The organism is Streptomyces sp. 2323.1 (assembly GCF_900221035.1).
GTDB lineage: Bacteria > Actinomycetota > Actinomycetes > Streptomycetales > Streptomycetaceae > Streptomyces > Streptomyces sioyaensis.
The window spans coordinates 3,452,465-3,477,062 of sequence record NZ_LT907981.1; the positions used below are offsets into that span (position 1 = coordinate 3,452,465).

Annotated in this window: 19 protein-coding genes and 3 rRNA genes; 11 read left to right on the plus strand and 11 right to left on the minus strand. The window is 67.9% G+C overall.

Annotated features, from left to right (window positions below; genetic code table 11):
- Positions 1 to 26: 26 nt before the first annotated feature.
- Entirely contained in the window at positions 27 to 443 is a 417-nt protein-coding gene (locus CPH93_RS14395; protein ID WP_093484526.1) for a metal-sensitive transcriptional regulator, read from the plus strand.
- Between the two features lie 53 nt (positions 444 to 496).
- Here CPH93_RS14395 and CPH93_RS14400 read toward each other — a convergent pair whose 3' ends face one another.
- Positions 497 to 694: a hypothetical protein gene (locus CPH93_RS14400; protein WP_173909982.1), complete on the minus strand. Its 198-nt coding sequence runs from the start codon at positions 692 to 694 to the stop codon at positions 497 to 499.
- Positions 695 to 834: 140 nt separating this feature from the next.
- Positions 835 to 1,701, minus strand: a complete 867-nt coding sequence (locus CPH93_RS14405) for a hypothetical protein (protein WP_096213082.1) — start codon at positions 1,699 to 1,701, stop codon at positions 835 to 837.
- Between the two features lie 172 nt (positions 1,702 to 1,873).
- Here CPH93_RS14405 and CPH93_RS14410 point away from each other — a divergent pair, with 172 nt between their 5' ends.
- Together CPH93_RS14410 and CPH93_RS14415 are read left to right on the plus strand one after the other, a co-directional pair.
- Positions 1,874 to 2,053: a hypothetical protein gene (locus CPH93_RS14410; protein ID WP_093484524.1), complete on the plus strand. Its 180-nt coding sequence runs from the start codon at positions 1,874 to 1,876 to the stop codon at positions 2,051 to 2,053.
- A gap of 249 nt (positions 2,054 to 2,302) precedes the next feature.
- A complete protein-coding gene (locus CPH93_RS14415; protein WP_093484523.1) occupies positions 2,303 to 3,907 on the plus strand; it encodes an FAD-binding oxidoreductase in 1,605 nt (534 codons plus the stop codon).
- Between the two features lie 110 nt (positions 3,908 to 4,017).
- On the opposite strand, the gene CPH93_RS14420 is transcribed toward CPH93_RS14415, so the two are convergent.
- Positions 4,018 to 4,740, minus strand: coding sequence for a phosphatase PAP2 family protein (locus CPH93_RS14420; protein ID WP_096213083.1), 723 nt, complete (start codon positions 4,738 to 4,740; stop codon positions 4,018 to 4,020).
- 205 nt (positions 4,741 to 4,945) lie between these two features.
- Positions 4,946 to 5,950 (minus strand): C40 family peptidase, encoded by a 1,005-nt coding sequence (locus tag CPH93_RS14425; RefSeq protein WP_093649073.1) that lies wholly within the window; start codon positions 5,948 to 5,950, stop codon positions 4,946 to 4,948.
- 224 nt (positions 5,951 to 6,174) lie between these two features.
- On the opposite strand from CPH93_RS14425, the gene CPH93_RS37270 reads away from it, so the two are divergent.
- The 7 genes from CPH93_RS37270 (at position 6,175) to CPH93_RS14455 (ending at position 14,169) form a co-directional block, all read left to right on the plus strand.
- Entirely contained in the window at positions 6,175 to 6,297 is a 123-nt protein-coding gene (locus tag CPH93_RS37270; RefSeq protein ID WP_256332003.1) for a hypothetical protein, read from the plus strand.
- Positions 6,298 to 6,592: 295 nt separating this feature from the next.
- A complete protein-coding gene (locus CPH93_RS14430; protein WP_006603970.1) occupies positions 6,593 to 6,901 on the plus strand; it encodes a hypothetical protein in 309 nt (102 codons plus the stop codon).
- A gap of 478 nt (positions 6,902 to 7,379) precedes the next feature.
- A complete protein-coding gene (locus CPH93_RS14435; protein WP_096213084.1) occupies positions 7,380 to 8,237 on the plus strand; it encodes a hypothetical protein in 858 nt (285 codons plus the stop codon).
- On the plus strand, positions 8,227 to 9,549 hold the full coding sequence (locus CPH93_RS14440) for a hypothetical protein (RefSeq protein ID WP_096213085.1): 1,323 nt from the start codon (positions 8,227 to 8,229) through the stop codon (positions 9,547 to 9,549). The genes CPH93_RS14435 and CPH93_RS14440 overlap by 11 nt, the downstream gene beginning before the upstream one ends.
- Positions 9,546 to 11,108: an SCO6880 family protein gene (locus CPH93_RS14445; protein ID WP_096213086.1), complete on the plus strand. Its 1,563-nt coding sequence runs from the start codon at positions 9,546 to 9,548 to the stop codon at positions 11,106 to 11,108. Before CPH93_RS14440 ends, CPH93_RS14445 begins: the two co-directional genes overlap by 4 nt.
- Positions 11,109 to 11,137: 29 nt before the next feature.
- Positions 11,138 to 12,562, plus strand: a complete 1,425-nt coding sequence (locus CPH93_RS14450; RefSeq protein WP_040900263.1) for an ATP-binding protein — start codon at positions 11,138 to 11,140, stop codon at positions 12,560 to 12,562.
- Entirely contained in the window at positions 12,559 to 14,169 is a 1,611-nt protein-coding gene (locus CPH93_RS14455) for a type VI secretion protein (protein ID WP_096213087.1), read from the plus strand. The genes CPH93_RS14450 and CPH93_RS14455 overlap by 4 nt, the downstream gene beginning before the upstream one ends.
- 23 nt (positions 14,170 to 14,192) lie before the next feature.
- Here the strand turns inward: CPH93_RS14455 and CPH93_RS14460 are convergent, their stop codons facing one another.
- From CPH93_RS14460 to CPH93_RS14475, 4 genes are all read right to left on the minus strand, one after another.
- The gene (locus CPH93_RS14460; protein ID WP_096213088.1) at positions 14,193 to 14,726 is read right to left on the minus strand and encodes a GNAT family N-acetyltransferase; all 534 of its coding nucleotides are present in this window, start codon (positions 14,724 to 14,726) and stop codon (positions 14,193 to 14,195) included.
- Positions 14,727 to 14,847: 121 nt separating this feature from the next.
- Positions 14,848 to 14,964: ribosomal RNA gene (gene rrf / locus CPH93_RS14465) — 5S ribosomal RNA — on the minus strand.
- Positions 14,965 to 15,037: 73 nt separating this feature from the next.
- Positions 15,038 to 18,159 (minus strand): 23S ribosomal RNA (locus tag CPH93_RS14470).
- A gap of 305 nt (positions 18,160 to 18,464) precedes the next feature.
- Positions 18,465 to 19,991, minus strand: a 16S ribosomal RNA gene (locus CPH93_RS14475).
- Together the 16S, 23S and 5S rRNA genes form the textbook arrangement of a ribosomal RNA operon.
- Before the next feature lie 923 nt (positions 19,992 to 20,914).
- On the opposite strand from CPH93_RS14475, the gene trpS reads away from it, so the two are divergent.
- Entirely contained in the window at positions 20,915 to 21,922 is a 1,008-nt protein-coding gene (trpS, locus tag CPH93_RS14485) for a tryptophan--tRNA ligase (protein ID WP_096213089.1), read from the plus strand.
- 84 nt (positions 21,923 to 22,006) lie between these two features.
- Here the strand turns inward: trpS and proC are convergent, their stop codons facing one another.
- The 3 genes from proC to CPH93_RS14500 all read right to left on the minus strand — a co-directional run bounded on the left by proC (position 22,007) and on the right by CPH93_RS14500 (position 24,556).
- Complete coding sequence (gene proC, locus CPH93_RS14490) at positions 22,007 to 22,816, minus strand: pyrroline-5-carboxylate reductase (RefSeq protein WP_096213090.1); 810 nt, start codon at positions 22,814 to 22,816, stop codon at positions 22,007 to 22,009.
- A gap of 130 nt (positions 22,817 to 22,946) precedes the next feature.
- On the minus strand, positions 22,947 to 23,735 hold the full coding sequence (locus tag CPH93_RS14495; RefSeq protein ID WP_096213091.1) for an ABC transporter permease: 789 nt from the start codon (positions 23,733 to 23,735) through the stop codon (positions 22,947 to 22,949).
- Positions 23,732 to 24,556 carry an ABC transporter ATP-binding protein gene (locus tag CPH93_RS14500; protein ID WP_096213092.1) on the minus strand — a complete coding sequence of 275 codons (825 nt, stop codon included), beginning with the start codon at positions 24,554 to 24,556 and terminating at the stop codon, positions 23,732 to 23,734. The genes CPH93_RS14495 and CPH93_RS14500 overlap by 4 nt, the downstream gene beginning before the upstream one ends.
- Positions 24,557 to 24,598 lie beyond the last annotated feature (42 nt).

Here is a 24,598-nt window from a genome sequence, read left to right on the forward strand (position 1 = left end):
ACGCCTAGATATCACGGGAGACGGCCATGACGACCATGGACGCCGACACCAACGGCGGCACCGCACCCACCGCCGCCCGCGCCACCCCGCAGCCGGACTCCGACCACCGAGGCGACGCTCAAACCGTGACCGATAACGCAGAGACTTCTCCCGCAGGCGGCACACACGGCTACGCACAGCAGAAGGACGCACACATCAAGCGACTGCGCAGGATCGAGGGACAGATCCGCGGCCTGCAGCGGATGCTCGAAGAGGATGTGTACTGCATCGACATACTCACCCAGGTCTCGGCGAGCACCAAGGGCCTGCAGTCCTTCGGCCTCCAGCTCCTGGAGGAGCACCTGCGGCACTGCGTCGCCGACGCGGCCGTCAAGGGCCCCGAAGCCATCGACGCCAAGGTCCAGGAGGCGACGAAGGCGATCGAGCGGATGCTGCGCACCTGAGCCGGCCGGCCCTCCGGCGCGCCGCAGCCAGGGCCGGTCCGGTGGATCGGGGCCTAGGGCGACGGGGGCACCGGGCACCCGCGCCCGCCGCCCTCCCCGTCGACGTCCAGCACCTCGTCGATACGGTCCGGGCTGAGCCGATCCTCGCTCGCGGCCGCGGCCGCGATCATCAACTCACCGGTCAGGTCGATCTCGACGAGGGCGATGTGGTCCTGGACCGTCGTAGGGCGCTGTCCGGCCACGTACAACACCTCCTCCTTCGAGCGCCTTCCCACGCCTCCGGTGGTTACCGTCAGCGTAAAGAGCGGCGCACGCTCCGCGCATGGCACGGATGGACCATTTCCGCCATTCCGCATGCGCCCCCGTCATATGGCCCGCTGCCGCACCAGTCCTACGGTGTGGCCGAAGCGATCTTTCCCGCATAGATGTCGCGCTCGTCCGGCAGCTGCACCGTGATCTTGGTGCCGAAGCCGGACAGCTCCGTGGTGGAGACCACCGCCGCGCCCTGGGGCGCACCGTTGGCGAAGCGGAACCACTGGCGCACCTTGCGCAGCCGTCCGGCCCCGTCCAGATACACATCGAACGGCACCTCGTCGGTGGTGAATCCTTCCTCCGCGGCGACCAGCGCGGAGCGGGTGCGCGGCGACGCCACCTGGGCGGCCGTCTGGATGTCCGTCACTCCTCGATAGTGCCGCACCGTGACGCCGTCCAACCGCTCTTCGCCCTGATATGTCACATTCCGTGCGCCACGCAGGAGTTCGGCGGCGGCCAGCGGATCGGTCGCACCGCCGGTGACCAGATTCCCGTCGGCGAGCGAGCCGGTGGCGACCCGTACCCATTTGTCGGCAGGCACCCCGGCCCCACGGTTCTTCATGAACAGCGCACCCGGCGCGAGGATCTCGGTGATCGGCTGATGGCCGCCGCCGGTCCGGCCCGCCGGATCGGGCAGGACGACGCGCAGCCGCCCGGTGCTGGTGGCGAAGTCGTAGCCGCCGGTGCCGCGGATGGCGACGCGGGTGCCGCCGCTGATGGTCTCCATGGACGTACGGACCTGGGCGGAGCGGGCCCGCACCAGCGCGTCGGCGCTCTGCCTGACCTGCACGGCGGCAGCGGCGGCGCCCCGGGCGGGCGGCTCCTGGTCGTCGGCCGCGGCGCCGTCCGGGGAACATCCCGTCGTCAGCAGCCCGACCGCCAGCCCCGTCCCGCACGCCAGGGCCACGGCGGCCGCGCCGCCGCCTCGCCTGTCCTGCACCACCATCGCGTACGAGCCCCCTCGTGCCGCTGTCTTCGGGAGCGGCCTGGGCCGGCCGGTCCGCTCGGGTGGGCCGGACGTTCCGCCACCGCCGCATCTGGCGTTCCGCCGACCGATCCGTTCAACGAGTGTCAAGGGGGCTCGTCACGCACCGGCGGACGGGGCGTAGCGTGGCGGCGTGCCCGACCGAACGCCCCATACGACCTCCACCACCGAACGCGGGTCCTTCTGCAGCGCCCGCTGCGACTGTGGCTGGCGGGGGCCGGCCCGTCGCGCCCGCTCACAGGCGCGTACGGACGCCGAGCGCCATCTGGTGGATGCCGAGCCGGGGACCTCACCGCAGCGCCCGCGGGAATGAGGAACTCCGTTCCGGGAACCCCCCGCGCCCGTACGGCATCTGCCTAGTAGGGGAGGCAACAACCCCGCGCCGGTAACGGACTTCAGGGACGGTACCGGACAGCGCAGGACATGAATGGGCACAGCGGTACGCGGGGCAGCGCGCCTCCGCCTCCGCCCGGATCCGTCTCCCCCGCACACGCCCCGCATCCTCTGCCGGTCCCTCGGCGGGCGGGGCAGGACCGTACGACATCGAGGGGGATCCATCCCAGTGAAGCGGCGCACACTCCTGCAGGCCGGCGGCGGACTGGCGGCCACGTCGGTCGCCTGGGCCACCGGCTGCGACACCAAGACCGGCAAGGCGGGCGCGGCCTCCTCCGCTTCCGTCACGGGGGCCGCGAACGGCACGGGCGCGGCGAACACCAATGCGGCCGTCGCCGGCGGCGGGGCCTCCAAGGCCTCCTGGACCGCGCTCGGCAAGAGCCTGGACGGCAAGCTGATACGGGCGTCGGACGCTGCCTACGCGACCGCCCGCCGTCTCTACAACACCCGCTACGACACGCTGAAGCCGTCGGCGATCGCCTACGTCAAGCACCCGGCGGACGTCGCCGAGTGCCTCTCCTTCGCCCGGCGGCACGACACCCCGGTCGTCATCCGCAGCGGCGGCCACTCCTACGCGGGCTGGTCAAGCGGCAACAACAAGCTCATCATCGACGTCTCCGCGCTCTCCAAGGTCGGCGCGCCGTCCGGCGGCATCACCCGCATCGGCGCCGGCGCCAAGCTCATCGACGTCTACGAGGGCCTGGGCGCGCACGGCGTGACGATACCCGGGGGCTCGTGCCCCACCGTCGGCATATCCGGGCTCACGCTCGGCGGCGGCCACGGCGTGGCCTCCCGCGCCTACGGCCTGACCTGCGACAGCCTCGTCGGCGCCACCCTCGTGACGGCCGACGGCAAGACCATCGACTGCGACAAGAACCAGCACGCCGACCTCTTCTGGGCGCTGCGCGGCGCCGGCAACGGCAACTTCGGCGTGGTCACCGAGCTCCGCTTCCGTACCCACCCGGCGCCCCGCTCGGTGATGGCCTATATGACCTGGCCGTGGTCCAAGGCGGCGAAGGTCGTGGCGTCCTGGCAGAAGTGGGGCCCCACGCAGGCCGACGAGATATGGTCCGCCTGCCATCTCGACGCCCGCCCCGGCGGCACCCCGGGCGTCTCCGTCGCGGCCTTCTCGATGGGGAGCTACGGCGACCTGAAGAACGCCCTCGACAAGCTCGCCGACCAGGCGGGCGGCCCCGGCCCCGCCGCGAGCATCCACCTCACGCCGATCGGCTACCTGGACGCGATGGAGTCGTACGCCGGCTGCTCCTCCAAGTCCACCGCGCAGTGCCATATGCCGGGTTCGCTGCCCGGCCACACCGCCGCCGGCAAGCTGGGCCGGGAGACCTACGCCGCCCGCTCGCACTTCTTCGACCGCTCGCTGTCGACGGCCGGCATCCGCACCCTGATGGACCAGATCGAGCGCGGCGGCCGCAACGGCGTCGGCGGGAACGTGGCCATGACGGCGCTGGGCGGCGCCATCAACCGCGTCGGCCGCACCGACACGGCGTTCGTCCACCGCGGCTCGCGCTTCCTCGCCCAGTACTTGACGTCCTGGGGAGCCAACGGCTCGTCCAGCAAGCAGACAGCCTGGCTGAATTCGTTCCACGACGCGATGCGCCGCTACTCCTCGGGCGCCGCCTACCAGAACTACACCGACCCGGGCCTCACCGACTGGAAGTCCGCCTACTACGGCGCCGCCACCACCCGGCTCACGCAGGTCAAGCGGACCTACGACCCGCAGCGGCTGTTCAGCACCTTCCCGCAGGCGCTCTGAGACCGCCGGCGGACACACGGACGGCCCGGCCCCGCGAGGGGGCCGGGCCGTCCGCATCCGCCAGGTCTCATCCCTGCCGACGGGCCGTCAGGCTCCGCCGGCCGCGGCCGTCAGGCCGCCAGATCCTTGTCCCGCTCCTTGTGGCCGGGCGCCATCCCCGAGCCGGCGGCCACCACCCGGCTGCCCTCGCCGGGACCGCCGTCCCCGTCCGCCTCGACGCCCGGCGCCCGCACCAGCCACGCCAGCTTCGACCTGCCGATCGCCGTCATCAGCGGCACCAGGAGCGCCTGCGCGGGCGGCGCGAGCAGCAGCGCGACGGCGGTGCCCAGGGCGAAACCGCCGATCACATCGGTCGGGTAGTGCACGCCCATGTAGACGCGGCAGAAGCCCTCGGCGAGCGCCAGCGCGATCCCGATCAGGCCGTATTTGCGATGGGCGACGAACAGGCCGACACCGACCGCCATGGTGAGCGTCGCGTGATCGCTGACGAACGAGAAGTCGCTCTTGCCGGGGATCAGCACTTCCAGGCCGGCGTGGTCCTTGAACGGCCGCGGCCGCTCGACGAACGCCCGGATCGGGATGTTGGCCAGCAGCGCGATCCCCGCGGCCAGCGGCGCCCAGACCAGCCCCGCGACGGCGGACGGCGCATCGGGCCTGCGGCGCGCGGACCACCAGGCGACCAGGCACAGCACCGCGAGGGCGGCGATCAGGCCGTACTCGCCGATGTACTCCATCGCCTTGTTGACCCAGTGGGGGGCATCCTTCGCCAGGCCGTTGATCCCGTCGAGCACGTCGATGTCGGGGTTCGGCCCTTCGAGTGCGAGTCCAGCCATCTGCCGCGGCCCCTTATCTTTCGCGCGCGCGAGCGCCTTCGTGTGCTGCCTGCCCCCGTGGTCGTCGAGCGGGTGCTGCTGCGAGCTCTGTTACGTCCCCACGCCAAGGAAACGCGATGCCCGCCCCTGGCGTTCCATTCTCTACCGGAAGATCACCAGGACGTTATCGAAGCTTGATTCATCACCGCAGTTCAGGGCGCTATGTTCACGCAGCGTTCGTACCGGGCAGCGCTTTTGCGCCATCCGAGGTGACGCGGGTCGCACCGATGTAGTCCGGCGAATCGATCTTGTCGAACCGGATCACGGCCCCGGTGTACGGCGCGTTGATCATGTAGCCGCCTCCCACATAGATCCCCACATGGTGGATCGACCGCGGGTCGTTCAGGTTGTTGGCGAAGAACACCAGGTCGCCCGGGAGCAGCTCGTCGCGCTTCGGGTGCGGTCCGGCGTTCCACTGGTCGTTCGCCACCCGTGGCAGCTCGATGCCCACCGAGTGGTACGCGGCCTGGGTCAGTCCGGAGCAGTCGAACCGGCCGCCCTGCGCCGCCGTTCCCGTACCGCCCCACAGATAGCGCGTACCGAGCCTCCCCTGGGCGAAGTAGATGGCCCCCGCGGCCTGCCGCGACGGTGCCACCGGCCCGGTCCGCGCCTCGAAGCTCTTCGCCAGGGTCGTGATCGTCTTCACATAGTTCTGGGTCTCGCGGTACGGCGGCACCCCGTTGTACTGGATCACCCGATAGGCACCGGCGTTGTACGCCGCGAGCATGTTGCGCGTGGCGTCGCCCGAGGCGCCCTTCACATAGCGCGCCAGCTCGCAGTCGTACGAGGCCGCCGACGCGATCGCGTCCTGCGGGTCCCACACGTCCTTGCGGCCGTCGCCGTTGCCGTCGACGCCGTGCGTCTGCCACGTCCCCGGGATGAACTGCGCCAGCCCCTGCGCCGCGGCCGCGCTCTGCGCCTTCGGGTTCCATCCGCTCTCCTGGTAGAGCTGCGCCGCCAGCAGCGCGGGACTTATCGCCGAACAGAGCGTCCCCCACTTCTGCACCTGCGACTGGTAGGCGGCCGGCACCGCGCCCTTGGCCAGCCCGAGGGCCCGTCCTGCGGCCCCGCCGAGCCCGGCCGCGACCGTGTACGTAGCGATCACAAGCAGAGCGAGCAGACAGAGCATCAGCCCTGCCCCGAGCCCTCCGGCCACCCAGAATTTCCGCACCCTCCAACCCTCCCTCATCCAGCCGCGGTTCACTGCCTTTTTCCGGCCGCACCCGCGCGCCCGCCGACGTGAGTTGCCGCACGGCGGTGCATGACACGGCGCAGGGGGCGGCACGAGGGGCGGCAGGGGGCACGTCACCCGTCCTGCGATTCCGCTCACGGACGCGCCCGGAGCGCCGCCGGATGAGGGACACTGCACCAGAGACCCGAGACAGGACGAGAGCCGTGGACCCGAACAATCAGAAGCAGCTGAACCGTCACCTGTGGTGGCGCGTCGCCTATTTCCTGTTCGCCATCCACCTCGTGGCGCTCGTCATGATCTTCGCCATGTCACACGCAACCGAGTAACCGCCGCACCCGGGCCGCGTCCGCCACCCGAACGGACCAGGCCCCGCGGCGCGCCGGACCGGCCACCGCCGCTTCCGATGATCATTGCTCAGGGTTATCCACCGTGATACACACAGTGAGGCTAATCGGTTCAATGGACGGCGTGCGCCCACACATACACGCCACTCCCACGGGATCCGTCAAAGAAAGGCGCCAAGTCGACAGCTGACGGCTCGTTTGTCAGCGAAGATGGAGGCTGACCTGTACCGCGCCGGCCAGGCGCACAACTACCCATCAAGGGGCGGTGAGTTCACACATGTTCATTGCGGCCGAAAAAGGCGACATCACCACCATCATCGGCGGAATCGCCCCGGACTGGGGGCCGTTCGGAAGCCTGGGCAACGAGGCCCGCGTGATGATCGAAGTGGTCATGGCGGTGGCGATCCTGCTATGCCTCGGCATCGCGATCTGGGGTGCCGCCAAGCAGCGCATCGGCGCCACCGCGCTGCGCGACACCTTCAGCGCCGAACAGGGCAAGGGCCTGATCGTGGCCGGCCTGACCGGCGTCTTCATCATCGGCTCCCTGGGGACGCTGTTCACCATCGTCTACGGCATGGCGGTCTAGGCACGCCGTAGCCGGGCGGCACCCGCTGGCGCACCCTGACACGCGTCCGTCGCCGCGCCGCCCCCCATGCGCCCCCGCCCGTCCTCTCTCCGCCTCCCCGTGCCCCGACTCACCCCCCACCGGATCCACCTCCCCTGCCGAGGCCACATGCTGACGCCCCCTCACGCCGGCCCGACGGCTCCGCCCTGCGCCCTCGCCACCGCTGCCACCAGCGGACCGATTGGGCCGACGGCTGCGCGGGGACAGGTGGACCCGGGAGTGAGAAGGCGCAAGAAGGCGGCGGCAACCACGGAGCGGGCGATGGGCACAAATGCCCCAGAGTCCCCCATTCGCCTCCGCCGTACCGCATCTGAGGACCCGTCACGGTGAGATGTACTCGAACCACAGCACCCGCGTCGCCGCCCGCGCGGCTACGGTCATATGAGGGCGGCAACACCACGGCACGAACGGCGACGGCGGTAGAGGGGGCACAGGCGCGATGAGTCTCAGCGACGACGGCGGCTACGGCGGCGACAGCCACCGCGGTCCCGAGACGGGCCAGACACGGACCAGACTTCCCGACAACGACGGCGAAGGCTACGGCTACGGCTCGGCACGGCGCTCCCGCACCGGCCTGACCAGCCGTAACCTCATCACGATCGTCGGCGTGATCGTCCTGCTGCTCGCGGCCATCGCCTTCGCCAACCGCGGCGGAAGCGGCAACAGCGAATCCCCGTCGAACGACTCCCCCAAGGACACCGGCGCCGCCCAGCCCACCGCCCCCACCGGCACCAAGCCCGTCACCGGCAAGAACGGCGGCATCGCCACGGGCTTCCCGAAGACGGAACAGGGGGCGGAGTCGGCGGGGGCGAATTATGCGGTGGCGCTGGTTTCCGCCGACATCCTCAAGGCCGACGCACGTCACTCGATCGTCAAGCAAGCATTCGCCCCCGCCAAGGTCGACGAGATGCAGAGCAAGCTCGATGCCGCGTACTCGACCGCCTTCCTCAAGAAGCTCGGGCTCGACGCGAACGGCAACGCAGCCCAGGGCATGACCTACATCTCGCGCACGGTCCCCGTCGGCACCAAACTCGTCAAGCTCGAGGGCGACACCGCGAACCTCGAAGTGTGGTGCACGGGCCTGTTCGGTACGGCCGGCGTGAAGTCCACCACCCCAGTGACCACCGACTGGTTCACCATGCGGCTCCAGCTGAAGTGGGCAAGCGGAGACTGGAAGGTCGAGGGCTTCTCCCAGCAGGATGGCCCCGCCCCGGTCAACGGGGACCACAAGACGTCCGGTGCAGACCAGATCGCCCAGGCGGTCAAACAGTACGGAGGGTTCACATATGCGCGGTAACCCCAGGCGCGCCCTCGCCATCACTGCCGCGTTGGCATCCGTACAGACCACACTGTTCCTGTTGGCCACCCGTGCCCTGGCCGCGCCCGGGCCCAGCCCGTCGCCCAAGGACAACTGCGACCTGATCGTCGGCCCCGCCAAGGCCTACTGCCAATCCGGCGACAAAGCCGGCTCCGGGGCCCCCAAGCCGCCCGGCGGCCTCACCGACGACAACCCCCTCGACCCCCTCAGCTCCCTCGCCAAGGGGTTCGCCAAGGCTGCCGCATGGATCGTCACCAAGCTGTCGGACGCGGTGCAGTCAACCTCCCAGGTGGACTTCACCAACGCCGCCTTTCTGCGGCAGTACGCCGTCGTCTTCGCCGCCTCCACCATCCTCACCCTCGTCCTGTGGCTGCTGGCCGTCGCCAAGCGCGCCGTGCGCGGGGTGCGGCTGACGGAGGCGATCGGTGAGGCGGTCGGGTTCCTCTGGCTCACCGTGCTCGCCTCCGCCTTCACCCCGCTCATCCTCTACACCATCGTGTCGGCGACCGACGGCGTCACCGAGATCATCGCGAGGGCGACAGGGGCGCAGACCGACACCTTCTTCGGCGCCTTCTCGCAGGCACTCACGAAGGGCACCGACATCGGCGGCGGACCGATCATGCTGATCGTGGTGTCGCTGGTGTCGGTCCTCGCCGCCGGTGTGCTGTGGCTGGAGCTGGTGATCCGGGCCGCACTGCTCTACGTCGGGGCGCTGCTCGGCACGGTCGTCTACGCGGGCCTGGTCGACAAGAACATGTGGGGGCATGTGCGCCGCTGGGCGGGCATCATGATCGCGGTGATCATGGTGAAGCCGGTCATCGTGATCGTGCTCGGAATCGCCGGTGCGCTCTCCCACGACAAGGGCCCGAACGCCTTCTCCGCCGTCGTCTCCGGCCTCGCGATCATCATCCTCGCCATCTTCGCCAGCGCGGTGATCTACCGCTTCGTCCCCGGTTTCGGCGACGAGATGGTCTCGGCCCGTACGAACAAGGGCCGGGCCACCGACGGCAGCCAGGCCGCCGCGATGATCTCCTCGCCGGCCGCGCTGGTCTCCCAGGGCATCAAGACCCACAGTTCCCGAAGGTCCGGCGGGGACGGCGGCGGACAGCCGCAGGGCGCACAGGGCGGCCAGTCCCGGCCGGCCGATGCCGTGGCCGGCGGGGTCGCCGCACACAGCTCCCGTACCGCCGGCGGCCGCGCCCCCGCGCCCGCCACCCCCGCTCCCCGTACGAACCCCGGCCCGAGCAGCAGCTCCCGCACCGGCAAGACAGCAGGAGGTGACGGGCGTTGAGCACGCACTCCCACCCGATCGCGCCCCGCCGCACCTATCTGATCGGCCGCGCCCGGCCCAACGCGATCGTCGGCAAGAACCGCGAGACCGGCGAGATCGCGCTGATCATCGTGGGCGCGTTCCTCGGGATGATGTGCGGTCTGCTGGTGCCCATGCTGCCGCTGCGGATCGTGTCCCTCACCGGCTTCCCGATGCTGGGGCTCGCCCTCGTCTACGTGCCGTACAAGGGCCGGACGTTCTACAAGTGGTTCGAGATCCGGCGCAGCTTCCGCCGTACTGTCCGCCGCGGCGCCACCTACCGCTCCGGCGCCGCCGAGGCCGGCATCCGGCTGGACGGCCGGGAGGTCGAGATCGGCCCGCCGCCCGGCATCGGCCGGATCAACTGGCTGTCCGCCCCCTTCGGGCCGGACGAGATCGCCGTCCTGCTGCACGCCGACCGCAAGACGGTCACCGCCGCCATCGAGATCGAGGGCCCGGGCGTCGGCCTGCGGGACAGCGAGGACCAGGAGGCGCTGGTCGACCGCTTCGGGACGCTGCTGAAGCATGTGGCCAACGGCGACGGGTATGTGACCCGGCTGCAGATGCTCGCCCGTACGCTGCCCGCCGACCCGGACGCACACGCCAAGGACGTCGCCCAGCGCGGCGACCGCTCCTCCCCGGCCTGGCTGCAGGAGTCCTACGACCAGCTCCAGTCCATGGTCTCCACCTCCTCCGAGCAGCACCGCGCCTACCTCGTCGCCTGTATGCACTACACCCGCGAGCTGGCCGCCGAGGCGCAGACCATGGCGCGCGCCGCCCGGATGCACCAGAGCGGGCTGCTGCGCAAGAAGCTGGACCGGGACGCCGGTCTCGCGGTCGTGATGGCCCGTGAACTCACCGACATCTGCGCCCGGCTCGCCGAGGCCGACATCCGCGTCCGCCAGCCGCTGGGCCAGGCCCGGCTCGCCTCCCTCGTGCACTCCATGTACGACCCGGACCACCCCATCGACCACATCCAGGCGATGAGCAAGCGCAACGCCTGGCCGGCCGAGCTCGACGCGATGGAGCCGACCTATCTGCAGGCCAAGACGCGTGAGTCGACGACCCGCGCGCCGTGGTGCCACGCCACCGCCTGGGTCAAGGAGTGGCCGCTGACCCCGGTCGGCGTCAACTTCCTCGCGCCCCTCCTGGTGCACACCCCGGACGTGATCCGTACGGTCGCGGTCTGCATGGACCTGGAGCCCACCGAGATCGCCATCGAGCGGATGCTGACGGAGAAGACCAACGACGACGCCGAGGCCAGCCGGGCCGCCAAGATGAACCGCGTCGTCGACCCGCGGGACGTCGCCCACCACGGCCGCGTGGACCAGCGCGGCGAGGATCTGGCCTCCGGCGCCGCCGGCGTCAACCTCGTTGGCTACCTCACGGTCTCCTCCCGCTCGCCCGAGGCGCTGGCCCGCGACAAGCGCACCATCCGCGCCTCGGCCGGCAAGTCCTACCTCAAGCTGGAGTGGTGCGACCGCGAGCACCACCGGGCGTTCGTCAACACGCTGCCGTTCGCGACCGGAATCCGCCGCTAAAGCCGCTGGGAGGCGCGTACGTCATGGCCATGCTCGATCCGCTCGGAGCGCTCACCGACGCGTTCACCAGCTTCCTGTTCGGGAAGGTGGAGACGACCCGGCTGCCCGTACGCACCTCCACCGGCCAGGCCCAGGCGGTCTATCTGCCCACCGCGGCCCCCGGTCTCGGCGACTCCGGCGTGATCATCGGCCGTGAGGTCTACAGCGGCAAGGGCTACATCTACGACCCCTTCCAGCTCTACGGCCAGCAACTGCCGGCCCCGCACTGGCTGGTCCTCGGCGAGTCCGGCAACGGCAAGTCCGCGCTGGAGAAGACCTACGTCCTGCGCCAGCTGCGGTTCCGCGACCGGCAGGTCGTCGTCCTGGACGCCCAGGGCGAGGACGGCGTCGGCGAGTGGAACCTCATCGCCCAGGAGCTGGGGATAACCCCCATCCGCCTGGACCCGACCGCCGCCCTCAACGGCGGGATCCGCCTCAACCCCCTCGACCCGTCGATCACCACCACCGGCCAGCTGGCCCTGCTGCGCACGATCATCGAGGTCGCGATGGGCCATGGCCTGGACGAACGCTCCGGCTTCGCCCTCAAGGTCGCCCATGCGTACGTCACCGAGACCATCACCGACCGGCAGCCCGTCCTGACCGACATCGTCGAGCAGCTGCGGCACCCGGAACCGGAGTCGGCGGAGGCGATGAATGTCGACATAGACGATGTCCGGGCCTGGGGCCTGGACGTCGCGCTGGTCCTCGACCGGCTCGTCGACGGTGACCTGCGCGGGATGTTCGACGGCCCGACCTCGGCGGGCATCGACCTCGACGCACCGCTGATCGTCTTCGACCTCTCGCACATCGACCGCAACTCCATCGCGATGCCGATCCTGATGGCGATCGTCGGCGTCTGGCTCGAACACACCTGGATCCGCCCCGACCGCAAGAAGCGCATCTTCCTGGTGGAAGAGGCCTGGCACATCATCAACTCCCCCTTCGTGGCCCAGCTCTTCCAGCGACTGCTGAAGTTCGGCCGCCGGCTCGGCCTGTCGTTCGTGGCCGTCGTCCACCACCTCAGCGATGTGGTCGACGGCGCCGCCGCACGCGAGGCCGCGGCGATCCTCAAGATGGCCTCGACCCGCACGATCTACGCCCAGAAGGCCGACGAGGCACGGGCCACGGGACGAGTGCTCGGCCTGCCCCGCTGGGCCGTCGAGATCATCCCGACCCTCACCCCCGGCATCGCCGTCTGGGACGTCAACGGCAACGTGCAGGTCGTCAAACACCTCATCACCGAGGCCGAACGCCCGCTGGTCTACACCGACCGGGCGATGACCGAGGCCTCCGCGATGCCGACGGACGAGGCACGCGCCCTCCAAGCGGCGGCGGACGCCGAGGCCGAGGCGCGCGCCGAGGCGATGGCGATGGAGCGGCAGTGGAGAGACGAGTCGAGCGAGACGGTGGCGTGAGGCGCGGATACGACGACGAACGGGGCGGCGGCTACCGCGACGCGCCCGCTCCCCGGGGGCGCGGCGTCCCCGACTCCCTGCTGATCGGGCTGCTCGCCTTCCTGCTGGGCCTGACCGTGCTGGTGTGGAGCGCGACGGGCCTGGCCGGCCTCTTCGCCCACGGCGCCTGGCCCACGGGCGTCACCTACCCCAGCACCCCGATGGCGCTGCGCCATCTGGTCTCCGCACCGCACAACATGGCCGCCGCCTGGCCCGAGACCCCCCGGGGCCAGCTCTCCGGCTACGGCCTCTTCTGGGGCATCCTCATCGGCGAGCTGATGGTGCTGCTGGTCCTGACGATCTTCACACTGGGGACGATCACCCGCTATCGCGCCGTACGGGCGGCCCGCCGGTCGAAAGCGCGGACGTCCACGGCCCCGTCCCCGGAACGAGCGGCGCACTCACCGGAAGAGCAGGCCCGCCAGGCGGAACGGGAAGCATGGCAGGCCCGGGAAGCCCTCCAGGAGACGGCCCGCACCGCCCCTACGGCGCCCGCCGAGGACGCGCGGCCCGCGCCGGCCGTCCCGGCCACGCCGCCTCCCCCGCCCGCCGAGGCCACGCCCACCGGCCCCCTCCCGGAACAGCGCACCTCACCCCCGACCACCCCCACCACTGCCCCGCACCCCGGCGAACCCGCCCTCCCCCGCCTCCAGTTCTCCGCCCACCGCGGCGCCGCCCTCCCCACAACCCTCGCCGCCGCCCACACCGCCCCGGGCGCGCTGATCGTCGCCACTACGGACCCCGCCCTCTGGTCCGAGACCAAGGACGCCCGCGCCAAACTCGGCCCCCTGCTGACCTACGATCCGACGCACCGCCTCGACACCCCGGCCCGGCTCCGCTGGTCGCCGACCTCCGGCTGTACGGACCTCACCACCGCCGCCGCCCGCGCCACCGCTCTGCTGGCTCCCGTACGCCCCGCCGGCGCCCCCGACTCGGCCGTGGCGGACGCCGCTCAGACCCTGCTGCGCTGCTGGCTGCACGCCGCCGCAGTGGACGGCCGCCCGTTCCGCCAGCTGCACCGCTGGGCCCATACCGCTGGCGCCGCACAGGAACCCGTACGCATCCTGCGCACCAGCCCCAAGGCCTCCGGCGGCCAGGCCGGCGAGCTGGAGTCCGTGCTCACCGCCTACGCAGAACGCCGCGAAGCCGCCCAGCAGTTGGCCGGCCGCGCGCTGTCCGCGCTGTCCTCCATCCACATCCGGGACGCCTGCAATCCACTTCGAGCAGATTCGGCCCTCCTCGAATCATTTATCAACGAAGGGGGAACGCTTTACGTGGTAGGCGATCCCATCGAGGATCCGCGTACCGACCCGGGTGCGATGCCACTGCTCACCGCACTCCTCTCGAGCGTGGTCGAGCACGGCCGCCGCATGGCCGAACGGTCATCTGACGGTCGTCTCGACCCACCACTCACCCTCGTCCTGGACGACATCGCGGCCCTCGCCCCGCTGCCCGCGCTCCCCGGTCTCCTCGAAACGGGCCCCAAGCAGGGCCTGCTGACGCTGGCGACCATGCGCTCCCAGGAACAGGCCCGCGCCCGCTGGCCCCACCACTCCTTGTCGGCCTGACACCCGCTGGCACGGAGACCACCTCACACGCGATCCCCCCGCTTGAGCACCAACTCCCGCTCCAGCGCAGCCGGATCCTTCGGATCGGCACTGGTCAGCCCCGTCTCCACGAACCCCAGCGCCCGATAGAACGCCTCGGCCCGCCCGTTCTCCTCATGCACCCACAGCCGCACCCGCTCGACCGCCGGCTCGGCCAGCCCCCACGACCATCCGATCGCCGCCCGGAACAACTCCCGCGCCAACCCGGTCCCCCGATGCTCGGGCCGCACATACACCCCCACGAGATGCGTCTGCGGCACCTCCTCATCCGTTTCGACCAGGACCACCACCATGCCGCCCCAACTGCCGTCCGCGGCTTCCCCGATGAACGTCATCGGCGCGACGCCTTCTTCACTGCGCGCCGCCCGGCTCTGCCAGAGCTCGTCCGGCTGGCCGGCGGCCTCCTCCAGGGTCTCGTTGAACGCCACCCGAGCGACCGGATCCGCCAGGGCCGCCAGCCTCAACTCCCTGAGCCGCTGCCATTCCTGAGCCTTCACCGGCCTGATCACATACGCCATGCGGCACAGGATCCCAGCACCCCGACCCCACTGGCCAGAGAATTCAGCCCGCGGGTACGAGACCGCCCCGGAACGCAGAAAAGCCCCGCACCATACGGTGCGGGGCTTTCCCACAATGATTGTTCGGCGGCGTCCTACTCTCCCACAGGGTCCCCCCTGCAGTACCATCGGCGCTGAAAGGCTTAGCTTCCGGGTTCGGAATGTAACCGGGCGTTTCCCTAACGCTATGACCACCGAAACACTATGAAGATGACAACCCGGCGCAATCACAGGTCGTTACTTCAGAACCTACACAGTGGACGCGAGCAACTGAGGACAAGCCCTCGGCCTATTAGTACCAGTCAACTCCACACCTTACGGCGCTTCCATATCTGGCCTATCAACCCAGTCGTCTACTGGGAGCCTTAACCCCTCAAGGGGGAGGGAGCCCTCATCTCGAAGCAGGCTTCCCGCTTAGATGCTTTCAGCGGTTATCCTTTCCGAACGTAGCCAACCAGCCATGCCCTTGGCAGGACAACTGGCACACCAGAGGTTCGTCCGTCCCGGTCCTCTCGTACTAGGGACAGCCCTTCTCAAGACTCCTACGCGCACAGCGGATAGGGACCGAACTGTCTCACGACGTTCTAAACCCAGCTCGCGTACCGCTTTAATGGGCGAACAGCCCAACCCTTGGGACCGACTCCAGCCCCAGGATGCGACGAGCCGACATCGAGGTGCCAAACCATCCCGTCGATATGGACTCTTGGGGAAGATCAGCCTGTTATCCCCGGGGTACCTTTTATCCGTTGAGCGACGGCGCTTCCACAAGCCACCGCCGGATCACTAGTCCCTACTTTCGTACCTGCTCGACCCGTCAGTCTCACAGTCAAGCTCCCTTGTGCACTTACACTCAACACCTGATTGCCAACCAGGCTGAGGGAACCTTTGGGCGCCTCCGTTACTCTTTAGGAGGCAACCGCCCCAGTTAAACTACCCACCAGACACTGTCCCTGATCCGGATCACGGACCCAGGTTAGACATCCAGCACGACCAGAGTGGTATTTCAACAATGACTCCACAACCACTGGCGTGGCCGCTTCAAAGTCTCCCACCTATCCTACACAAGCCGAACCGAACACCAATATCAAGCTATAGTAAAGGTCCCGGGGTCTTTCCGTCCTGCTGCGCGAAACGAGCATCTTTACTCGTAATGCAATTTCACCGGGCCTATGGTTGAGACAGTCGAGAAGTCGTTACGCCATTCGTGCAGGTCGGAACTTACCCGACAAGGAATTTCGCTACCTTAGGATGGTTATAGTTACCACCGCCGTTTACTGGCGCTTAAGTTCTCAGCTTCGCCGACCCGAAGGTCGACTAACCGGTCCCCTTAACGTTCCAGCACCGGGCAGGCGTCAGTCCGTATACATCGCCTTACGGCTTCGCACGGACCTGTGTTTTTAGTAAACAGTCGCTTCTCGCTGGTCTCTGCGGCCACCCCCAGCTCAGAGAGCAAGTCTCATCACCGGAAATGGCCCCCCTTCTCCCGAAGTTACGGGGGCATTTTGCCGAGTTCCTTAACCATAGTTCACCCGAACGCCTCGGTATTCTCTACCTGACCACCTGAGTCGGTTTAGGGTACGGGCCGCCATGAAACTCGCTAGAGGCTTTTCTCGACAGCATAGGATCATCCACTTCACCACAATCGGCTCGGCATCAGGTCTCAGCCTTAACGTGTGACGGATTTACCTACCACACGGCCTACACCCTTACCCCGGGACAACCACCGCCCGGGCTGGACTACCTTCCTGCGTCACCCCATCGCTTACCTACTACCACCTTGGATCGGCGGCTCCACCACGTCCCTTTGTCCGAAGACTCCAGGCCGGCTTCACGGCCTTAGCATTAATGGATTCGATACTGGGCGTTTCAAAGCGGGTACCGGAATATCAACCGGTTGTCCATCGACTACGCCTGTCGGCCTCGCCTTAGGTCCCGACTTACCCTGGGCAGATCAGCTTGACCCAGGAACCCTTAGTCAATCGGCGCACACGTTTCCCACGTGTGTATCGCTACTCATGCCTGCATTCTCACTCGTGAACCGTCCACAACTCGTTTCCACGGCTGCTTCACCCGGCACACGACGCTCCCCTACCCATCACAGCCTCCGTTGGGAGTATTACTGCAATGACACGACTTCGGCGGTGTGCTTGAGCCCCGCTACATTGTCGGCGCGGAATCACTTGACCAGTGAGCTATTACGCACTCTTTCAAGGGTGGCTGCTTCTAAGCCAACCTCCTGGTTGTCTCTGCGACTCCACATCCTTTCCCACTTAGCACACGCTTAGGGGCCTTAGTCGATGCTCTGGGCTGTTTCCCTCTCGACCATGGAGCTTATCCCCCACAGTCTCACTGCCGCGCTCTCACTTACCGGCATTCGGAGTTTGGCTAAGGTCAGTAACCCGGTAGGGCCCATCGCCTATCCAGTGCTCTACCTCCGGCAAGAAACACACGACGCTGCACCTAAATGCATTTCGGGGAGAACCAGCTATCACGGAGTTTGATTGGCCTTTCACCCCTAACCACAGGTCATCCCCCAGGTTTTCAACCCTGGTGGGTTCGGTCCTCCACGAAGTCTTACCTCCGCTTCAACCTGCCCATGGCTAGATCACTCCGCTTCGGGTCTTGGGCACGCTACTCAACGCCCTATTCGGACTCGCTTTCGCTACGGCTTCCCCACACGGGTTAACCTCGCAACATACCGCAAACTCGCAGGCTCATTCTTCAAAAGGCACGCAGTCACGACACAAGGAACAAGTTCCTTGTGCGACGCTCCCACGGCTTGTAGGCACACGGTTTCAGGTACTATTTCACTCCGCTCCCGCGGTACTTTTCACCATTCCCTCACGGTACTATCCGCTATCGGTCACCAGGGAATATTTAGGCTTAACGGGTGGTCCCGCCAGATTCACACGGGATTTCTCGGGCCCCGTGCTACTTGGGTGTCTCTCAAACGAGCCGCTAATGTTTCAGCTACGGGGGTCTTACCCTCTACGCCGGACCTTTCGCATGTCCTTCGCCTACATCAACGGTTTCTGACTCGTCCTGTTGCCGGCAGACAACAGAAGAGAGATCCCACAACCCCAACCACGCAACCCCTGCCGGGTATCACACGTGACTGGTTTGGCCTCATCCGGTTTCGCTCGCCACTACTCCCGGAATCACGGTTGTTTTCTCTTCCTGCGGGTACTGAGATGTTTCACTTCCCCGCGTTCCCTCCACACTGCCTATGTGTTCAGCAGCGGGTGACAGCCCATGACGACTGCCGGGTTTCCCCATTCGGACACCCCCGGATCAAAGCTTGGTTGACAGCTCCCCGGGGCCTATCGTGGCCTCCCACGTCCTTCATCGGTTCCTGGTGCCAAGGCATCCACCGTGCGCCCTTAAAAACTTGGCCACAGATGCTCGCGTCCACTGTGCAGTTCTCAAGCAACGACCAGCCACCCACCACCCCAACCCGAAGGCTGAGTTCACTGGGGCCGGCATCGCGAAGGTCCAGACCATAGTCCGTACCCTCAGATACCCAACAACGTGCCCGACACGTTCAGTTCAAGTCCTGTGTTCCACGCCGAAGCAGTACTAACAGTCCTCACCCTGATCGTGCCGAATAGTCAACGTTCCACCCATGAGCAACCAGCATCAGACATTCGCTGATGTACTGGCCTCTGACCCGGACAAGTCCGAGTAAGAAGTGCTCCTTAGAAAGGAGGTGATCCAGCCGCACCTTCCGGTACGGCTACCTTGTTACGACTTCGTCCCAATCGCCAGTCCCACCTTCGACGATTCCCTCCCACAAGGGGTTGGGCCACCGGCTTCGGGTGTTACCGACTTTCGTGACGTGACGGGCGGTGTGTACAAGGCCCGGGAACGTATTCACCGCAGCAATGCTGATCTGCGATTACTAGCAACTCCGACTTCATGGGGTCGAGTTGCAGACCCCAATCCGAACTGAGACCGGCTTTTTGAGATTCGCTCCACCTCGCGGTATCGCAGCTCATTGTACCGGCCATTGTAGCACGTGTGCAGCCCAAGACATAAGGGGCATGATGACTTGACGTCGTCCCCACCTTCCTCCGAGTTGACCCCGGCAGTCTCCTGTGAGTCCCCATCACCCCGAAGGGCATGCTGGCAACACAGAACAAGGGTTGCGCTCGTTGCGGGACTTAACCCAACATCTCACGACACGAGCTGACGACAGCCATGCACCACCTGTACACCGACCACAAGGGGGACCCTGTCTCCAGGGTTTTCCGGTGTATGTCAAGCCTTGGTAAGGTTCTTCGCGTTGCGTCGAATTAAGCCACATGCTCCGCTGCTTGTGCGGGCCCCCGTCAATTCCTTTGAGTTTTAGCCTTGCGGCCGTACTCCCCAGGCGGGGAACTTAATGCGTTAGCTGCGGCACGGACGACGTGGAATGTCGCCCACACCTAGTTCCCAACGTTTACGGCGTGGACTACCAGGGTATCTAATCCTGTTCGCTCCCCACGCTTTCGCTCCTCAGCGTCAGTATCGGCCCAGAGATCCGCCTTCGCCACCGGTGTTCCTCCTGATATCTGCGCATTTCACCGCTACACCAGGAATTCCGATCTCCCCTACCGAACTCTAGCCTGCCCGTATCGAATGCAGACCCGGGGTTAAGCCCCGGGCTTTCACATCCGACGTGACAAGCCGCCTACGAGCTCTTTACGCCCAATAATTCCGGACAACGCTTGCGCCCTACGTATTACCGCGGCTGCTGGCACGTAGTTAGCCGGCGCTTCTTCTGCAGGTACCGTCACTTTCGCTTCTTCCCTGCTGAAAGAGGTTTACAACCCGAAGGCCGTCATCCCTCACGCGGCGTCGCTGCATCAGGCTTTCGCCCATTGTGCAATATTCCCCACTGCTGCCTCCCGTAGGAGTCTGGGCCGTGTCTCAGTCCCAGTGTGGCCGGTCGCCCTCTCAGGCCGGCTACCCGTCGTCGCCTTGGTAGGCCATCACCCCACCAACAAGCTGATAGGCCGCGGGCTCATCCTTCACCGCCGGAGCTTTCCACACACAGACCATGCGGTCGTGTGTCGTATCCGGTATTAGACCCCGTTTCCAGGGCTTGTCCCAGAGTGAAGGGCAGATTGCCCACGTGTTACTCACCCGTTCGCCACTAATCCACCCCGAAGGGCTTCATCGTTCGACTTGCATGTGTTAAGCACGCCGCCAGCGTTCGTCCTGAGCCAGGATCAAACTCTCCGTGAATGTTTACCCGTAATCGGGTGAAACACACACGAGAAGAGTGGAACGACCAGACGGAATAGGTCCGGTCGTTCACAGCGTCCTCGCTGTGTGTGCCATCCGCACCACATGGGCGGGATGGACTTTCAAAGGAACCTCGTCACCGGATGTTTCCGGTAGACGGGGTATCAACATATCTGGCGTTGACTTTTGGCACGCTGTTGAGTTCTCAAGGAACGGACGCTTCCTTTGTGCCTGTTTCACGAGGCTCTCCGGGCGCTTCCCTTCGGTCTTGCGTTTCCGACTCTATCAGATCCTTGCGGGCCCGATTTTCGCCGGTGCGTTTCGGCCTTTCGGCTTCTTCGCGTTTCCAACCTTACCAGATCCGTTTCCGTGTCCGGCGCCCTGTTGGAGCGGGCTCGGCCGTTTGGCTTTCGCTTTTCGGCCTTTCCGACTCTATCAGATCCGTTTCGTTCCGTTGCCGGTCCGAATTTGTTTCCGATTCCCCGTCGGAGGGGGTTGTTCGCGCCTTTCGGCGTGATCACTACTTTAGCGGAATTCCTCGCTGACGCATAATCACGTCACGGTCCGAATTTCGGCATGCCGAAATAGGTCCCGTTGAGGGGCCGTTCTGTAGTGGTGTGCCGCGAAGCGGCGGGATGGCTGCTGGGGCCTGTCGGCTCCGGGGCAACTCGGAGAACACTACACGAGGGGGTGAGGGGCTTCAAACCCGTGCGGGGGCAGGGTCGGCGCGGTAGCTTGGGCGCATGACTACGCATGCGCTCGTACAGCAGTGGTGGCTCGCCTGACGGCGGCCGACCAGTAGCGCATGCATGACCACGGCCGCCGCTTCGGCGGCCGTTCGCGTTTCTCCCTTTCGCAGCCGGCCGGTGAGGTCGGCGGTCCCGAGGCGCCCGGCAAGGGTGCGGACGACAAGGACGGGCGGGATGGCGATGGTGGAGCGAGCGCGGATCTTCAGTGGTGTGAAACCGACGGGGCATCTGACGCTGGGGAACTACCTCGGGGCGATGCGGCGGTGGGTCGAGGAGGACCAGCACCGGGCGGATGCGCTGTTCTGTGTGGTGGATCTGCATGCGCTGACCGTGGAGCACGAGCCGGCGCGGGTGCGGCGGCTCACTCGGCAGGCGGCGACGCTGTTGCTGGCCGCGGGGCTGGATCCGGCGCGGTGCACCCTGTTCGTGCAGAGCCAGGTGGATGAGCATCTGCGGCTGTCGTACCTGATGGAGTGCACGGCCTCCGACGGGGAGATGCGGCGCATGATCCAGTACAAGGAGAAGGCCGCGCGGGAGCAGGCTCGGGGCGGGAGTGTGCGGCTGTCGCTGCTGACGTATCCGGCGCTGATGGCGGCGGACGTGCTGGCCTACGGGACGCATGAGGTGCCGGTCGGGGAGGACCAGGCGCAGCATCTGGAGCTGACGCGGGATCTGGCGGGACGGTTCAACGAGCGGTACGGGGCGACGTTCGTGATGCCGAAGGTGACGCATCCGGCGGTGGCGGCGCGGGTGATGGATCTGCAGGAGCCGACGTCGAAGATGGGGAAGTCGCACGCCAAGACGGCCGGGATCGTCTATCTGCTGGACGAGCCGGAGGTGGTGCGGAAGAAGGTGATGCGGGCCGTGACGGATACGGCGAGCGATGTCGTGTACGAGCGGGGCGAGCGGCCGGGGGTGGCGAACCTGCTGGATGTGCTGGCCGCGTGTACGGGTGGTGATCCGGCGCGGCTGGCAGAGGGGTACGCCTCGTACGGGGCGTTGAAGAGGGATGTGGCGGAGGCCGTCGTGGAGCTGCTGCGGCCGGCGCGGGAGCGGCATGCGGAGCTGGCCGCCGACCCGGCGTATGTCGATGGGGTGCTGCGCGAGGGGGCCGAGCGGGCGCGGGCGCTGGCCAGGCCGCGGGTGGATGCGGCCTATCGGGCGGTCGGGCTGTTGGCCTAGGGCTCAGTCCCCGGGCGGGGCGGTCCCGGGGTGAGGGGAAAGGCCCTCGCCCCGGGCCGTCGGGTGTGGCTTCCGGCGTTCCTGTCAGCCGTTGCCGGAGGCCAGTTCGCGGCTGCGGTCGCGGGCGGCTTCCAGGGCGGCGATGAGGGCGGCGCGGACGCCGTGGTTCTCCAGTTCGCGGATGGCGTTGATGGTGGTGCCGGCCGGGGAGGTGACGTTCTCCCGGAGGGTGACGGGGTGTTCGCCGCTGTCGCGGAGCATCACCGCGGCGCCGATGGCGGCCTGGACGATGAGGTCGTGGGCCTTGTCGCGGGGCAGGCCAAGGAGGATGCCGGCGTCGGTCATGGCCTCGACGAGGAAGTAGAAGTACGCCGGGCCGGAGCCGGAGAGTGCGGTGCAGGCGTCCTGCTGGGACTCCGGGACGCGGAGGGTCTTGCCGACGCCGGAGAAGATCTCCTCGGCGCGGGTGAGGTGGGCGCCGGTGGCGTGGGTGCCGGCGGAGATGACGGACATCGCCTCGTCGACGAGGGCGGGGGTGTTCGTCATGACCCGTACGACCGGGGTGCCGGTGGCCAGCCGCTCCTCGAAGTAGGAGGTGGGGATGCCGGCGGCGCCGCTGATGACCAGGCGGTCGGCGGGGACGTGCGGGGCCAGCTCCGTCAGGAGGGTGCCCATGTCCTGGGGCTTGACGGTGAGGATGAGGGTGTCGGCGGCCTTGGCGGCCTCGGGGTTGCTGACCGCTTCGACGCCGTAGCGGGCGCGGAGTTGTTCGGCGCGTTCGGGGCGACGGGCGGTGACCAGGAGGTCGGACGGCGCCCAACCGCCCCGGATCATGCCGCTGAGCAGGGCTTCGCCGATTTTTCCGGTGCCGAGTACGGCGACCTTCTGGGTCATGCTGCGGTTCACCTCGCCGGTGGTGCCCGGGCGGTGGCCCGAAGGCCGGCCCGTTGAGCGGTCGGTTACGCCGTCATCCTCGCACCTGGCGGGCATGCGGCGCGGCGGCGTTCCGCCGGCCGGGACGGCGTCAGGCCGTACGGCGGCGGAGGGTGGCGGCGCCGAGGGCGAGGACGAGGAGGGCGCAGCCGGTGACGATGACGGCGTCCCGGACGAAGTCGCCGGTGATGTCGGGGTGCCGGAGGACCTCGTTCATGCCGTCGACGGCGTAGGACATCGGCAGGACGTCGGAGAGCGCCTTGAGCGCGGGCTGCATGGTGTCGCGCGGGGTGAACAGGCCGCAGAGCAGCAGCTGGGGCATCAGGACGGCGGGCATGAACTGGACGGCCTGGAATTCGGAGGCGGCGAAGGCCGAGACGAACAGGCCGAGGGCGGTGCCGAGCAGGGCGTCGAGCACGGCCACCAGGAGCAGCAGCCAGGGTGAGCCGATGACGTCCAGGCCGAGGCCCCAGACGGACAGGCCGGTGGCGAGGGCGGACTGCACGACGGCGAGCAGGCCGAAGGCGAGGGCGTAGCCGCTGATCAGGTCGGCCTTGCCGAGAGGCATGGCGAGCAGGCGTTCCAGGGTGCCGGAGGTGCGTTCGCGCAGGGTGGCGATGGAGGTCACCAGGAACATCGTGATCATCGGGAAGATGCCGAGGAGCGAGGCGCCGATGCCGTCGAAGGTCTGCGGGCGGCCGTCGAAGACGTAGCGCAGCAGGGCGATCATCACGCACGGGACGACCAGCATCAGCGCGATGGTGCGCGGGTCGTGGCGCAGCTGGCGCAGGACCCGGGCGGCGGTGGCCAGCGTGCGGGACGGGGACCAGGGCGCGGTGGCGGGGAGGGGTCCGTCGGCGGGGAGGGGTGCGGTGGTCATCGCGCGGGCTCCTCTGTAGTGGTGCGGGCCGGTTGCGGCGGCCGGGTGGTGGCCGCGGCCTCGTCGACCAGGTGGAGGAAGGCGGCCTCGACGGTGGCGGTACCGGTGCGCTCGCGGAGGGTGTCGGGTGCGCCGTCGGCCAGGATGCGGCCCTCGCGCATCAGGAGCAGCCGGTGGCAGCGCTCGGCCTCGTCCATGACGTGGGAGGAGACGAGGAGGGTGGTGCCGCGCTCGGCGGCGAGGGTGTGGAAGAGGTTCCACAGGTCGCGGCGGAGGACGGGGTCGAGTCCGACGGTGGGCTCGTCGAGGACGAGGAGTTCCGGGGCGCCGAGCAGGGCGACCGCGAGGGAGACCCGGCTGCGCTGGCCGCCGGAGAGCTTGCCGGCGAGGGCGTCGGCGTGGCGGGTGAGGTCGACGTCGTCGATGGCGCGGGTGACGCTCTCGCGGCGGCGGGTGCGGGCGGCCCGGCCGGGGTGGAGGACGGCGGCGAAGTAGTCGAGGTTCTGCCGGACGGTGAGGTCGTCGTAGACGGACGGGTCCTGGGTGACGTAGCCGATGCGGGGGCGCAGCTCGGGGTCGCCCGCGGGCCGGCCGAGGACGTCGAGGGTGCCGGTGATCTTGGCCTGGGTGCCGACGATGGCGCGCATCAGGGTGGTTTTGCCGCAGCCGGAGGGGCCGAGGAGGCCGGTGACCCGGCCGGGAAGCACGTCGAAGCGGAGGGCGTCGAGGACGGTGCGGCCGCCGCGGACGACGGTGAGGTCGTGGGCGTGGACGGCGGTGTCCTGGGCGGGGACGGCTGGATCACGGCCATAATTCATCATGTGATGAATAGTGCGCCCGGCGGGGTGGGGCGTCAAGCGGGT